The following is a 13,628-nucleotide window of genomic DNA, read 5'->3' as shown; positions in this document are numbered from 1 at the left end:
CGTTTGAGCAGGAAGGGGCGGCGTGTGAGCGTCGCCTCGTCCTTAAGCTAGGAGAGGAGTGTTGGTGAGGTCCTTTCTCATTAAACGGATTCTTCAGGCAGCAGGAGTTGTCATCTGCATCTCTGCGTTGACTTTCTTCATTTTAAATGTGGTTCCGGGAGATCCTGTTCGCGTTATGATGGGCGATATGGCTGACGAGCAGACCGTCCAGCAGGTGCGTCATACCATGGGCTTGGATAAGCCCGTGCCGGAACAATATGCAAATTGGTTTGGCAAAATGCTGCATGGCGATTTTGGCACTTCGTACATGCAGAAGAAATCCGTCATTGCACTTATGAGCAAGGCGCTTACGGTAACGTTACAGCTGGCAATTTGTGCCTATATCTTTGCCGTGGTGTTGGGTCTTGTAATGGGTATTATCGCCGCCGTCAATCACGGAAGATGGCTTGACCGCACGCTTATGTCGCTTGCGGTTTTTGGTATTTCCGCGCCGGTTTTTTGGGTGGCCATTGTGCTTCAGATTGTATTCGCGCTCAATCTTAAGTGGTTCCCGCTGTCCGGCGTTAAGACGGCTGCGGCTTATGTACTGCCAATTCTTGCCCTTGGAACACGCTATGCCGCAAGCATTGCTCGTGTGACGCGTACCAGTATGCTTGACGTACTCAGCCAGGACTATATACGGACAGCCGAGGCAAAGGGTCTTTCTCGGTGGACAATCATTATCAAACATGCATTGCGCAATGCATTGATTCCAATCATTACCATTGCGGGTACGCAGTTGGGCGACATCCTCACCGGCTCCATCTTGATTGAATCCATCTTTGCAATGCCGGGCATGGGCAAGCTTTTGCTCGATGCAATTAACGCTCGCGACCTGCCCTTGATTGAAGGAAGTGTCATGTATATTGCCGTTATTTGCGTAGCAATTTACTTGGCAGTGGATATTTTGTACGCGGTTGTTGACCCGCGTATCAGACTCGGAGGGGAGGCATCGGAATAATGGCATTTTTTACGGGCGATAAGAACAGCAAGAAGGTTCAAGAAGCGCAACGTGTTGCCACCCGAGCCGCCCGTGCGCAAGAAGAGGAAGTATCGCGTACCGGTAAGACTCGTGCTACAAGTTATTGGGCGGTAAGCTGGAACATTTTTAAGCGTAATCGCCTCGGTGTGTTTTGTTTGATTGTCGTAGGACTTCTGGTGCTTATAGCGCTTTTTGCACCTGTACTTGCCCCTTACGACTTTAAAGCACAAGAGCTCTCCAACATGCTGGCAAAGCCTGGTGCGTCCCACCTTTTTGGTACGGATGAGTTTGGCCGCGATATCTTGTCGCGCATTATATACGGTTGTCAAATTTCACTGTCGGTCGGTGTGATATCGCAGATCATTGCCCTGTTTATCGGTTTTACAATGGGCGTTTTGGCGGGCTATTATGGCGGCTGGATTGATGCGGTCATTTCCTTTGTCATCCAGGTCTTCTCGAGCTTTCCGTTTCTGCTCTTTGCCATTTTGATTATGTTTGTTATGGGGCCCGGTCTTATCAACCTGTACGTGGCACTTGGCCTTTTAATGTGGACAACAACCGCACGCCTGATTCGCGGCGACGTGATGCGGCTGAAAGGTTCGGAGTATATTCAATCGTGCATTCTGTCGGGCGGCAATAATCTACGTATTATTCTGCGTCATCTGTTGCCCAACTGTATGTCAACGCTCATCGTTGTCTCTACATTAGGCATTCCAAGTGCCATTTTATCTGAGGCCTCTCTATCGTTTTTGGGCCTTGGTGTGCAGCCACCGATGGCAAGCTGGGGTCAGATGATTTCAGCCTCACAACCATATATCCAAAGCAATCCAACCTACAGCATCATTCCGGGTATTGCCATCATTATTACGGTCATGGCATTTAATTTACTTGGTGACGCCTTGCGCGACGCTCTTGATCCAAAGATGCGCTCGTAAGGAGGAAAACATGGGAAACACGAAAAACATTGCTGAGTTTTGCAGCCTTGAAGAGCGTAAACTTGCCCAAGAAACTACACGTAAACAGCGAGAAGAACAGTGCAACAAGGAAGTTCTTCTGAGCGTAGAACACCTGAGCGTTACGCTGTCTACTGAAGACGGCAAACTTCCCGCTTTGGATGATCTCTCTTTTAGCATGAGCCGCGGAGAGACGCTTGCCGTTGTGGGAGAGTCCGGCTGTGGTAAATCCATGACGGCGCTTTCGGTTATGGGACTTTTACCACAACCACCCGCACATATTACGGGCGGCAAGATTGTTTTTGAGGGTGTTGATTTGGCCCCGCTTTCCCGCACGGAGATGAAACCGTTTCGCGGAAACCGTATAGGTATGATTTTCCAGGAGCCCATGACATCGCTGAATCCGGTCATGAGGGCAGGGGATCAAATTCGCGAAGGTATTTTGGTTCATCATCCCAAGATGGAGAAGAAAGAAGCAGACAATCGCGCGCTTGAGATGATCAAGCTGGTGGGTATACCTGCACCGGAGAAAGTTTTCAAGAGTTATCCGCATGAGCTCTCGGGCGGTATGCGCCAGCGCGTCATGATAGCCATGGCGCTTGCATGCCAACCCTCACTTTTAATTTGCGACGAACCCACAACGGCGCTTGACGTGACCGTTCAGGCTCAGATCCTGCAGATTATCGATCGCATGAAGAGTGAGACGGGAACTGCCGTTATGCTCATCACGCATGATATGGGCGTGGTGTCCGAGATGGCGGATTGGGTCTTGGTTATGTATGCGGGACATCGCGTTGAGTATGCTCAAGCAGCAGAGCTTTTTACCAATCCGCTCCATCCGTATGCGCAAGGGCTGATTGCTTCCATCCCATCGTTTGACGAGCAATCCGAAGAGCTCTATGCCATTCCGGGTAATGTGCCGATGCTCTCTCATATGCCGGAGGGTTGTCCGTTTCATCCACGTTGTCCGTTCGCAAAAGACATTTGTCGCAAGAAGCGTCCGCAGTCAGAGGCGGTTGACGGAAATGCGTGTCACAGCGTTGCATGCTGGAAATATCGTAAGGAGTGGGATGCATAATGACGGATACAAAAAGCTCCCCACAAAAAAATATCGATCAGACCGACGTGGTTTTACGCGTTACCAATCTCGTTAAGCACTATCCGATAAAATCCGGCGTGTTTGGCCGCGCAAATGCCACCGTCCACGCCGTCGAAGGCGTGTCCTTTGAGCTTCATCGTGGCGAGACGTTGGGTATTGTGGGCGAGTCGGGCTGCGGTAAATCTACGGCAGGTAAATGCATATTGCGCCTGACAGATCCCACGTCAGGTGAAGTGATGCTTGATGGAAAAGACTTCACAAAGCTCTCGGGGAGCGCCCTGAAAGACGCACGACAAAAGATGAAGCTTATCTTTCAAGATCCGTACAGCTCACTGAACCCTCGTATGACGGTGATGGATATCATCGGAGAGCCGATAGATATTGCCAAGACGTATGCCACTCGCTCAGAGCGTGATGCCCGTATTGAGGAAGTCATGCAAGAGGTTGGACTTGATCTTGCATTTAAATATCGCTATCCGCATGAGTTTTCAGGCGGCCAGCGACAACGTATTGGCATTGCCCGAGCCATTGTGTTGGAACCTGAAATCATCGTATGTGATGAGCCGGTTTCAGCGTTGGATGTTTCCGTGCAAGCAAAAGTTATCAACTTGCTTGAGCAGCTCCAGCATGAACATGGTCTGTCATATATTTTTATCAGCCATGATCTTTCCGTCGTGCGCCATATTGCCGATACGGTTTTGGTGATGTACCTTGGCCATGAGATGGAGTTTGCCCCCAAATCAAAGCTCTTTACGCATCCTCTACATCCCTATACGCAGGCTCTTCTCGACGTTATCCCGCGTATTCGGCATGAGCGTATCCAAGATAAAAAGATCTTACAAGGAGATGTTCCCAGCCCTGCCGATCCTCCAAGAGGATGCGTATTTCACACGCGCTGTCCGCGTGCAATGAACGTATGCTCACAGCGGGTTCCCGCACTTCTTGAGCCGGAGCCGGGGCATCACTGCGCATGTCACTTATACGATGACAGTCTGAGCGATGATGAGCGCAAACCGGCAGTAGCGCGTGCCATTGAAGCTGCCGAGAAGGCCGTTCGCGCGGCAAATCTTACAAATGCGTTAGGTTAATTGTCATCTTTGGTTTTCGCCTGTTGTTTTAAGGCTGTGCCCGGTATCTCAGCTTGAATTGAGACACCGGGCACAGAGGGTATGGTTACCGTCCATAGAGAACGGCAATACAGGCTAGGCTTTTTTGACTCCGCCAAAGAGGGGATTGACGAGCACGCTCAGTCCAGTGAATTTTTTGTTGAGCGCATAGGGCATCTGCGTCCAGTCAATCGGCAAGCAACCGTAATCGGTGCGGGTAAGCTGTGCGTCTGCTTGTTTGGTGAGCTCGATAACTTTGTCGGGATCATTGACGGTGAGGCGGGCTGCGTCTACGAGTGCATCGAACTTCTCACTATTGTAGAACGAGCTTTTAAGAGCGGCGCGATCGGAGCGGAAGTATGATCCCATATGCTCGATGCCTTGGAATGAGAGGGTTGACCAGGTAACGAGCGTTACTTGTAAGTCTCCATTTTTACGCGCATCGCTCCAGACACCGGCATCAATGACGGACACATTGAGGGTAACGCCGATCTTTGCCCATGCATCTTGGATGGCAACCATGAGGTTTTGGTCTTGGGCGCGAACCTGGGCGTCAAGAGTTATGTTTGAAACACCTGCCTCAGAAAGCAGCTCTTTTGCCTTATCAACGTTGTATTCAAATACTTCAAGAGATGAGTCGTTACCGGTTTCGGATGCCGGAATAAACGAGGTTGCAGGCTTGGCAACACCTGAAAGAACGGTGTCGCATATTGTCTGCCGATCGATCGCAAGGGAGAGCGCTTGACGGACACGTACGTCTGAGAGATAGGTGTTTTTAAGATTGAGGTTTACAAACTGCGTGGAAGCAGGATTGTAGTCAACAATCTGATCGGAGACAGCCGGGTCGTTTTTATATTGCTGCATCAGCGCTTGGTTAATGAAAGTCAGGTCAATATCGCCGTTTTTATAGTTCATCATGCGCGTATTGCCGTCATCGATATATACAAAGTGCAGCTCATCAAGGGCCGGTTTACCCTGATGGTAATCCGCAAAGGCTTCAAGCACTACCTCGGTTGAGTTGTCGTTGGAGACAAGCTTGAACGGGCCCGTGCCATAGAAGGTGGTGTCGGATCCCCATTTTTCTCCTGCCTCGGAGCAACTTTTCTCGGGATAAATAAACGCATAAAACTGGGCGAGAAGTGCGCTGAAGGTTGAATAGGGCTGGGTAAGCGTGATGGTGAAGTGACGGTCATCGCTTATGGCAATGCCGGAGAGTTCAGTGGTCTTGCCGTCAACGATATCTTGAGCGCCTTCAATGTAGATGTAGGAGTCGATTGAGGTTGCTTTGGTATCCGGCAGGAACATACGAGTAAAGGAGTACTTTACGTCAGAAGATTTGAGGGTGGTTCCGTCATGGAACTTAACGCCCTCTTTCAGCTCAAACGAGTAGGTAAGTCCGTCGTCGGAGATGTCGGGAAGCTTTGTGGTGAGCCATGGCTCAACTTCCTTGGTGTCCGGATTCAGCTTGAGCAAGGATTCTCCCACAGCCTCTGAGACGCCAATGGAACCCGAGGTCTTTTGTGTATCAAAGGTGACTTTGGGATTATTGACGCCAAACTTCAAAATGAGCTTATCGCCATCAGAGGATCCGTCGTTTCCGCAGGCAGTGAGAAGCGTTGCCGAACCCGCTGCCACAGCCGACATGAGGGAAGCACCAAGAAAGCTGCGCCGGGAAAGAGCGGTACGTGAGATATTCATAGGAGGCCTTCCATTTGGACGATTCTCGTAAAGTAGATTTCTAATTAATACCCAGCCTGCACAATAAATTACCAAAGTACGTCAGATGTCTTAGGAAGTTTACGAAGATCTGTGTGCTACGTGGAACATTCCGGCTCCGATTTGTTACGGTTTGACGACAGAATCAAAGAGATACCGTGCAATTTTGCGCTGTGGTTCGTATGTGTGGCAGTTTGCAGTAAAGTTTTGAACACGCACAATTCGTTCAGGAGAGGTTATGTTGGAGATTCCATCTTTTGCTCAGCAGGTGTTTCAAGACAGTGCGGCTATTCCCGTTGACGAGCGGCCGCTTATTGGCCTTACGCCACGATTTATGAAAGAACGCGGCTTTTCCGATGGGGAGTCAATCGCTGAGGTACAGATGGACGCCATTCTCGCTGCCGGAGGCATTCCGGTTATGATGCCTCTCACCGATGACGACGCCCTTATTGACCGCTATGTTGAGATGTGCGATGGCTTTAATTTGCCCGGCGGACAAGATGTAGACCCGCGTAACTGGGGAGAAGAGCCGCGAGACTTAGAGCGTTTGAATCCACGCCGAGATGCGCTTGAGTTCAAGCTGGTGAAAAAGGTCTACGAAGCGGACAAGCCTCTTTTTGCCATTTGCCGTGGTCTTCAGCTCTTAAATGTTGTTTTTGGAGGAACGCTTACCCAGGAGCTTCGCAAACTTCCGGCTCCCAGGGAAGGCCATGCGTATTGGTCCCATATAGTGGACCTGACCATTCCGGCACATATGGTGGAGGTAGATGAAGATTCGCTCTTGTGCCGCGCGCTTGGTGGCGAGAAGAGCATCCAAGCCAACTCATTTCACGATGAGGCTCTCTGCAAGGTGGCCTCTGAACTTCACGTGGTGGCGCACTCAACCGACGGGATTATCGAAGGCGCCGAAATTCCCCATAAGCGTTGGATGATAGGTGTTCAGTGGCATCCGGAGTATGGTTGGAAATTCAGCAAGGCGGACTGCATGCTTTGGAAGTCATTTATTGACGCCGCGCGCGAGTACCGTGTATCACGTTCGCGTGGCATATCCTGCGCCAAATAATCAACAGAAAAGAGAGACTATGTCAGAGCAAAGCGATGTCTTAAAACGCTTTATTCGCTACTGCGAGGTGGCGTCACAATCCAATCCGCTTACTACAGATACGGTACCTTCAACACCAGCGCAACACGTCATGGCGCAGACGGTTGCCAAAGACCTGGAAGCGCTTGGCGCCGAAGATATCGTGGTTGATACGCATGCATACGTTACGGCTCACTGGCCCGCAAGTGCCGGTGCGGAAAACCTTCCAACCCTCGGTTTTTGTTGCCATCTGGATACCGCATGGCAGTCGTTTGGAGCCGAGGTTCATCCACGTGTTGTTCGATATGAGGGCGGAGTACTTGGTATTGGAACGGATCGCGATGGGAGAGAAGTAACCATAAGCCCCAAAACCAATCCACAACTTGAGCACATGGTAGGTTTTGACCTTGTAACAAGTGATGGAACCTCGCTGCTTGGTGGTGACGATAAGGCCGGTGTGGCAATGGTTGTCAGCCTCCTGCATCGTCTGCGTGAAAACCCTCAGCTTCCACACCCGCGTCTTGCAATTGCGTTTGTTCCGGACGAAGAGATTGGCCATGGTGCGGCCCTTCTCGACCTCGATACATTTGGTGCCGCATACGGGTACACCATTGACGGAGGCCCGTTGGGGGAATTTTGTTACGAGACGTTCAATGCGGCTGAGGTACATGTTCAGGCAATGGGACTCTCGGTTCATACGGGTACCGCCAAAGGCATTATGATCAATGCCGCCGAGGCTCTTATGCGGTTCCATCAACTGCTTCCGCCGCAGGATCGGCCTGAGTATACCGAAGGCTATGATGGATTTTTCTATCTTGAGCGCATGCAAGGTGATTGTGAGTATGCGCAGGCAGATTATATTATTCGCGACCACGACCAAAAAAAGGTCGAGAAGCGCAAACAGATGATGCGAGATGCCGTGTCATATATCAATTACCAGCTTGATTCTGAGGTACTGACAATTTCCGTCAAAGATCAATACCACAATCTTGCAGACGTTATTACGCGCCCTGAAAACGAGCATCTGATTGAAAATGCTCGTGTCGCATACGCTGCCATTGGTCAGGAAATGACATGCATACCCATGCGCGGCGGCACGGATGGTTCTCAACTTTCGTTCCGCGGGTTTCCGTGTGCCAATTTATCCGCCTGTTACTACAACGCTCACGGCGTGCGGGAATTTGTACCGGTTCCTGAGCTGGAGGCAATGGTCGATATGCTTCAGGCTCTTGTGGCGCTCTATGCGAAGAAGAGCTCATAAAAGATTAAAATACCGTTGTATTTTATTTGAAAGGAGATTGTCCATGGATAGACGATCATTTTTGAAACTCATTACCCTTGCTCCTGCTGCTGCGTTCTTTGGGTGTAAGCAGGAAGATACAAAGGAGGAGGAGACAAAGGCTCCGGCAGCACAGCCGGTGGATGTGCGTATTACAACGCTCAAGGGTCCAACAGCCATGGGTCTTGCAAAGTTCATGAGCGATGTAAAGGCAGGCTCAATTACCGACAATTCCTACACCTTTGATATTGTGGCCTCTCCGGATGAAGTGGTTGCCAAGGTGGCAAAAGGCGACGTTGATATTGCATCGATACCTTCAAATCTCTCGTCGGTTCTCTATAACAAAACTGAGGGTAAGGTTCAGGCGCTCTGCATTAACGTTTTGAATGTTCTGTATATCGTTGAGCGCGGAAATGCCATTAACTCAATACACGACCTTGCAGGCAAGACGCTCTATGCGGCGGGCAAGGGAGCTTCTCCTGAGTACGTGCTTGCCTACATTCTCAAAAAGAATGGCCTTGAGCTTGGAAAAGATGTTTCGGTAGAGTGGAAGAGCGAACACGCCGAATGCGTTGCGGCACTGGCAAACGATGAATCTGCCATTGCGCTTTTACCGCAGCCGTTTGTAAGCGTTGCGCAGGCCAAAGATCCAAGTATTCGAGAAGCGCTTGATCTTGGCAACGAGTGGAAGGCCATTGATTCCACCTCTGAGCTTGTTACCGGCGTCACGATCGTCTCAAAAGGCTTTGCCGAGAAGAACTCTGATGCCATCACTCAATTTCTTTCCCACTACAAGGATTCCGTTGAGTTTGCAAACGATCATGTTGACGAGGCGGCAAAACTTATTGCCGATGCCGATATTGTTCCGGAAAAGATTGCCAAAGTTGCGCTTCCTAAATGTAACATTACCTATATTGCAGAGGATGATATGAAGCAGAAACTTTCTGGTTACCTGGGCGTTTTGGCTGATGCAAACCCCAAATCGGTAGGCGGAAAGCTTCCCGAGGACGATTTTTACTTTGGGGTGAAAAAGTCAGCATAAGCGGAATGCCAAAGCACACGCCACAAAGAAGTTTCAAAACGCATCTGTTTCTGAGGGGGCAGACGGACAGGCTCTCTTCCGGAGTGCTCCGCCTGCTCGCCATTCTCTTTTGGCTGGTTATATGGCAGCTTGCGGCTCTGTTTGTAGGGAAGCAATTCATTTTACCCTCTCCGTTGGAGACATTGGGCTGTCTGGGTACGCTTATAGGTACGGGAGAGTTCTGGGTAATTACCGCTCACTCGCTCTTGCATATTGCACTTGGGTTTTTTAGTGCGCTTGTGGGCGGAGTTCTTGCCTCCGTTGCATCGTATCGGATACGACTGATTAAAACTTTGATATCTCCTCTTATCATGGCCATTAAATCGATTCCGGTTGCATCGTTTGTTATTTTGCTTTTGGTGTGGATGCACGCGTCGTATCTTTCGGTGGTAGTGGCTCATCTGATAGCGTTTCCCATCATCTATACCAATCTTCTGCGCGGGCTGGAGTCCACCGATACGAAGCTGCTTGAGATGGCAGACATATTTCAGATACAAGGTTGCGCACGGATTCGCTCTCTTTACCTTTCACAGGTACTTCCTTATTTTGAAGCGGCAACCTCGCTGGCGTTGGGCTTTTGCTGGAAGGCGGGAATTGCCGCAGAAGTTATTTCCACGCCGGCATCCTCCATTGGTGGGGAGCTCTATAGTGCCAAGGTTTTTCTCGATACGCCAAATCTTTTTGCTTGGACCGTTGTCATTGTCTGTATTAGCGCGCTGATAGAAAAAGGTTTTTCTCGCCTTATACGCATGATTGTGAGACGTATTGAGGAGGGCGCATGAAGCAGTGTTGTCAAAATGACATTGTGTGCAGGCATATTTCAAAGACATTTGGGGACGTGCGTGCGCTCTCAGATGTTTCTTTCGTCATTTACGGTGGCGAGAAGAACATGCTTTTAGGAAAGTCCGGCACCGGCAAGACAACAATACTTCGGATGATTGCCGGTCTTGAAGGAGCGGATGAAGGCACGATTACCAATCTTCCGAAAATCTGCGGGCAACGGGTAGCGGTGGTTTTTCAGGAGGATCGACTCTGCGAAAACCTCAGTGTGAGAGCAAATATTGCTCTTGCAAAAAGCCGTCTGAATCGCACGGAAAAACGTGCGTTTGAGAAGCGTATTATCCAGGCGCTCGCCTGCGTTGACCTTCAGGGATTTGAACATCGTGTGGTTAAAGGGCTTTCTGGCGGACAGAAGCGTCGTGTGGCGCTTCTGCGGGCAGTGCTGTCTGATGCCGATGTGATGCTTTTTGACGAACCACTCAAAGGCTTGGATGATCATACAAAAGAGAAAGTTATGGCCTACCTTCTGCCTCTTCTTGAAGACAAAACGGTGCTTTGGGTCACACATGACAGAAAAGATGTAACTCTTTTGGGGAAAGCCCATGTCATAGAGCTTAAGGAGGCCTGATGTATACCGTTTTTCTTGCAGGTGGGATGGCATCGGGCAAATCAACGGTTGCTCGTATGCTTGAAGAAAAAGGAGCATATCGGATTGATTTGGATTGCATTTCTCGAGACGTGCTTGCTCCAGGATCTGGGTGTGTGCAAGAGATTGTCCGCGCGTTCGGAGAGGATGTAGTGGACCAAAAAACCGGCCGGCTTAATCGACATCAATTGGCCATGCAAGCTTTTGCAACGCCCGCGGCCGCCAAGAAACTTGAAGCCATTGAGATGCCCTATATTATCCGGACTCTGAAGGAGACTCTTGTTGAGGTGAGCCTCAAAGAGGATGCGCCTGCGGTATGTGTGGTTGAAGTTCCCCTGCTCGACCGCATAGAATCGCTTCTGATGTTGGCAGATGAAGTGGTAGCGGTGGTAAGTCCGTATGAACTTCGAAAGAAACGAGCTCAGTTGCGCGGAGTTTCTTTAAAGGATTTTGAGCAACGCGTAGCGGGTCAGCCGTCTGATGAGTATCTACGCTCAAAGGCAGCCACCGTCATTGATAACTCTAAAGACGAGGATCTTCTCGCTACATACGTGAACGCGTGGTGGGATGCACTGATGACAAAACTTGATATGCGTCACTGAGCAGGTGCCGTGAGAGACATACGCACCGCGTCCGTTTCATCGTCGTAGGTAATGAAAAGCGCCTGGTGAAGGAGTAGCGCTGCCGGCGCATATATTTTGTTGTTTGTACACGCAATGGCTGCAGAGCGCAGTATTTGGTAGCGCGCCTCTTGGTCATCAATGGGAATACCATGAATGTTGAAGAATTCGTTGAGCTTATCGTCATCGATTTTTACAAGCGTCGGATCGGTTTTCATAAGCTCGGTCAGCTCGTCTTGTGCGTGATAAGAAAACTCGGTATCCATTTTTAGAACTTGCTGATAGCAAGCAACGGCAATATCTCCATGTCCAAGTCGCCACTCAAGATATGCGAGACGGTAATAGAGAAACGCAACATCATATTGGCGTAGTTTATAGGGGATAAGCTCGCGAACGAGTTTTGCCGCTTCTGCATTACGCGAGAGATCCTGCAGCGTGCGGTCCTTATAGAGCAGCGCGTCGGCATTCAGAGGGGCTATGCGGACACATTCTTCGGCATACCTCAATGCCTTTTCCGGCTCGTCAATTTGGTTATATGCACGTACGAGCAGAGCATTTGCGTCATAATATGCATCGGGGACAAGAACAACCTGTCGGGAATCCGAAGAGTGCGCTCGGTTGTAGTCGATACGGTCGGTAATGGAATCAAAGTATCGGTACACCGAATCGGTGTCATCAAGGTACATTCCCAGATTTGTAATGGGTTCGAGTTTTTCTTCAAGAACCTTGAGAGATGCCACAAAAGTTTCTCTGCTGACATCTTCCGTATCAAAAACCTCTCTCATGTGAGCAATTGCGCCATCAAGATCGGAACCCGACATAAACAGATGAGCAAGCTCAGGCTTATTGCTTACGTCAACCGATCCTGAAACAAGCGCATGGATAACACGGGAGAATGCCTCCATGGTGACGGTATTTTTTGTGGATTGCTGCGCATTTTTAAGGACGGCTACGGCGTGAGCAGTTGAATCACCAAGTTCTGCAACAATGGCGTTCCACGTTTCAATGCGTCCGCAATCCTCCCTGAAGCTTAAATCGGAGATACGTTTTGCAGAGGTAATCTCTTGGACGTCTTTGGGTGCTGCTTCATCGCGTACTTCAGCCTGAGCATAGAAGAGAGGATGTTCTTCGGAAGGACTGTTGAGCGCCTTATATGGTTCTGTCGGCTCAAACCAACCATCCTTGGTAAGGCTAAAGCGCAGACACGATATTTGCGGAAACTCATCGGTTTCAAGTGTGGGGCTTTGAGTTGCAGAAACGAGGCTTTCCAGGGAGGTTGCATTAACATTGCAGGAAAGGATGGGGTGTTCCGTATGTGCGTTGACAAATTCATTGATGACAACACGGGAAATTGGATAGTTATTCAGGATGCCTGAGGAAAGAACGGCGGCCACTCGCAAGGCATAGGCTCGAGCGTAGGTAGTTTGTACATTTTGCGCGGAAGACACAAAAGAGAATGCCCGGGGAGCCGGTACTTTAGTGTCAAATATAAGCGTTGCCGTGTCCGGGTCATACGCAAACAGTGTCGGTTGTCTAAAAGGCAAAGAGAGATTTTCCAGATAGGACGCTACGAAAAACCTCACGTTCCAGTCGGTCTCATTGGAGGAAAGAGTTGTGTGGGCGGGAAGATAGTTTTGCGGCTGAGGCACCTTGGTAAGTATGTTTCTCAGTACCGTGGAAATTTTTTCTGAGAGTGTTTCGTCGCGGTAATGTACCGGCAGAGCTTCAATGTCATCTGCGATGTTTAAGGTTGCTTCAAGAGCGATGAAGTCATTGTACTGGTCTTCGTTAAAATCTTTGGTCCTTGCGTTGAGCCAATATCGCTTGTTTTTAGGAAATTTAAACCCCTTGGTATCAGGTACCCGATGAGAATCGAGAAGGCCTGAACGCACGAGCATCTCTTGAAGCTCGGGTCTTTGGAGCTGGTTGGTATCGATAAGATCTTTGAGGGAAGCAGGAATATTGTCTGAGCGGGACATGGCCAAATCAAAAGCTGACGGAGCGCTTTTTGCAGGTTCTGGTAAAACAGCGTCCTGCGAATGGCTGGCGGTTTGTTCTTGCGGTATATCCGTTTGTGTTGCGGCAATGGTTTCTGCAGACGTGCCGTTATCTCGAAACAACATAACGAGAAGAACGATGCCGTAGATCATAAGAAGTGTTGCGCTCATATGTGCTTCATCAGAGATACGGGATCTTACAAATTGAGAGAGCCCAAACACGGTACCTCCGGTACCTAAAACAAAGAG

Annotated in this window: 12 protein-coding genes; 10 read left to right on the top strand and 2 right to left on the bottom strand. The window is 49.6% G+C overall.

Annotation, left to right across the window (positions count from 1 at the left end):
- The first annotated feature begins 64 nt into the window (after window positions 1–64).
- From ATORI0001_RS06495 to ATORI0001_RS06480, 4 genes are read left to right on the top strand one after another with little or no spacing between them, the layout of a single operon-like run.
- On the top strand, window positions 65–1,000 hold the full coding sequence (locus tag ATORI0001_RS06495; protein WP_003150271.1) for an ABC transporter permease: 936 nt from the start codon (window positions 65–67) through the stop codon (window positions 998–1,000).
- Window positions 1,000–1,956 carry an ABC transporter permease gene (locus ATORI0001_RS06490; protein ID WP_003150390.1) on the top strand — a complete coding sequence of 319 codons (957 nt, stop codon included), beginning with the start codon at window positions 1,000–1,002 and terminating at the stop codon, window positions 1,954–1,956. The genes ATORI0001_RS06495 and ATORI0001_RS06490 overlap by 1 nt, the downstream gene beginning before the upstream one ends.
- A gap of 10 nt (window positions 1,957–1,966) precedes the next feature.
- Window positions 1,967–3,052, top strand: a complete 1,086-nt coding sequence (locus ATORI0001_RS06485) for an ABC transporter ATP-binding protein (RefSeq protein ID WP_003150290.1) — start codon at window positions 1,967–1,969, stop codon at window positions 3,050–3,052.
- Window positions 3,052–4,161 carry an ABC transporter ATP-binding protein gene (locus tag ATORI0001_RS06480; RefSeq protein WP_003150211.1) on the top strand — a complete coding sequence of 370 codons (1,110 nt, stop codon included), beginning with the start codon at window positions 3,052–3,054 and terminating at the stop codon, window positions 4,159–4,161. The genes ATORI0001_RS06485 and ATORI0001_RS06480 overlap by 1 nt, the downstream gene beginning before the upstream one ends.
- A 114-nt stretch (window positions 4,162–4,275) precedes the next feature.
- Here the strand turns inward: ATORI0001_RS06480 and ATORI0001_RS06475 are convergent, their stop codons facing one another.
- Window positions 4,276–5,877 carry an ABC transporter substrate-binding protein gene (locus tag ATORI0001_RS06475; protein WP_003150327.1) on the bottom strand — a complete coding sequence of 534 codons (1,602 nt, stop codon included), beginning with the start codon at window positions 5,875–5,877 and terminating at the stop codon, window positions 4,276–4,278.
- A 256-nt stretch (window positions 5,878–6,133) separates the two neighbouring features.
- On the opposite strand from ATORI0001_RS06475, the gene ATORI0001_RS06470 reads away from it, so the two are divergent.
- From ATORI0001_RS06470 to coaE, 6 genes are read left to right on the top strand one after another with little or no spacing between them, the layout of a single operon-like run.
- Complete coding sequence (locus ATORI0001_RS06470; protein ID WP_003150213.1) at window positions 6,134–6,958, top strand: gamma-glutamyl-gamma-aminobutyrate hydrolase family protein; 825 nt, start codon at window positions 6,134–6,136, stop codon at window positions 6,956–6,958.
- Window positions 6,959–6,977: 19 nt separating this feature from the next.
- Window positions 6,978–8,237: a peptidase T gene (gene pepT, locus ATORI0001_RS06465; RefSeq protein ID WP_003150193.1), complete on the top strand. Its 1,260-nt coding sequence runs from the start codon at window positions 6,978–6,980 to the stop codon at window positions 8,235–8,237.
- A gap of 43 nt (window positions 8,238–8,280) precedes the next feature.
- Window positions 8,281–9,297 (top strand): ABC transporter substrate-binding protein, encoded by a 1,017-nt coding sequence (locus ATORI0001_RS06460; RefSeq protein ID WP_003150398.1) that lies wholly within the window; start codon window positions 8,281–8,283, stop codon window positions 9,295–9,297.
- Between the two features lie 5 nt (window positions 9,298–9,302).
- Window positions 9,303–10,118, top strand: coding sequence for an ABC transporter permease (locus ATORI0001_RS06455; protein ID WP_003150199.1), 816 nt, complete (start codon window positions 9,303–9,305; stop codon window positions 10,116–10,118).
- Window positions 10,115–10,744, top strand: a complete 630-nt coding sequence (locus ATORI0001_RS06450; RefSeq protein WP_003150301.1) for an ATP-binding cassette domain-containing protein — start codon at window positions 10,115–10,117, stop codon at window positions 10,742–10,744. The genes ATORI0001_RS06455 and ATORI0001_RS06450 overlap by 4 nt, the downstream gene beginning before the upstream one ends.
- Entirely contained in the window at window positions 10,744–11,364 is a 621-nt protein-coding gene (coaE, locus tag ATORI0001_RS06445) for a dephospho-CoA kinase (RefSeq protein ID WP_003150286.1), read from the top strand. Before ATORI0001_RS06450 ends, coaE begins: the two co-directional genes overlap by 1 nt.
- On the opposite strand, the gene ATORI0001_RS06440 is transcribed toward coaE, so the two are convergent.
- Window positions 11,358–13,550, bottom strand: a complete 2,193-nt coding sequence (locus ATORI0001_RS06440) for a tetratricopeptide repeat protein (RefSeq protein ID WP_237755908.1) — start codon at window positions 13,548–13,550, stop codon at window positions 11,358–11,360. The two genes, coaE and ATORI0001_RS06440, sit on opposite strands and share 7 nt — an antisense overlap.
- Window positions 13,551–13,628: the final 78 nt, after the last annotated feature.

It is taken from the genome of Lancefieldella rimae ATCC 49626 (assembly GCF_000174015.1).
Lineage (GTDB): Bacteria > Actinomycetota > Coriobacteriia > Coriobacteriales > Atopobiaceae > Lancefieldella > Lancefieldella rimae.
This window is presented reverse-complemented; position numbering and strand designations above follow the sequence as displayed.

Bases quoted from the DNA above. Each gene is read 5' to 3' on its own strand.
- ATORI0001_RS06480 (WP_003150211.1), top strand. From the start codon at position 3,052: ATGACGGATACAAAAAGCTCCCCACAAAAAAATATCGATCAGACCGAC.
- ATORI0001_RS06460 (WP_003150398.1), top strand. From the start codon at position 8,281: ATGGATAGACGATCATTTTTGAAACTCATTACCCTTGCTCCTGCTGCT.
- ATORI0001_RS06440 (WP_237755908.1), bottom strand. From the start codon at position 13,550: ATGAGCGCAACACTTCTTATGATCTACGGCATCGTTCTTCTCGTTATG.
- ATORI0001_RS06470 (WP_003150213.1), top strand. From the start codon at position 6,134: ATGTTGGAGATTCCATCTTTTGCTCAGCAGGTGTTTCAAGACAGTGCG.
- coaE (WP_003150286.1), top strand. From the start codon at position 10,744: ATGTATACCGTTTTTCTTGCAGGTGGGATGGCATCGGGCAAATCAACG.
- ATORI0001_RS06490 (WP_003150390.1), top strand. From the start codon at position 1,000: ATGGCATTTTTTACGGGCGATAAGAACAGCAAGAAGGTTCAAGAAGCG.
- ATORI0001_RS06475 (WP_003150327.1), bottom strand. From the start codon at position 5,877: ATGAATATCTCACGTACCGCTCTTTCCCGGCGCAGCTTTCTTGGTGCT.
- ATORI0001_RS06485 (WP_003150290.1), top strand. From the start codon at position 1,967: ATGGGAAACACGAAAAACATTGCTGAGTTTTGCAGCCTTGAAGAGCGT.
- pepT (WP_003150193.1), top strand. From the start codon at position 6,978: ATGTCAGAGCAAAGCGATGTCTTAAAACGCTTTATTCGCTACTGCGAG.
- ATORI0001_RS06455 (WP_003150199.1), top strand. From the start codon at position 9,303: ATGCCAAAGCACACGCCACAAAGAAGTTTCAAAACGCATCTGTTTCTG.
- ATORI0001_RS06450 (WP_003150301.1), top strand. From the start codon at position 10,115: ATGAAGCAGTGTTGTCAAAATGACATTGTGTGCAGGCATATTTCAAAG.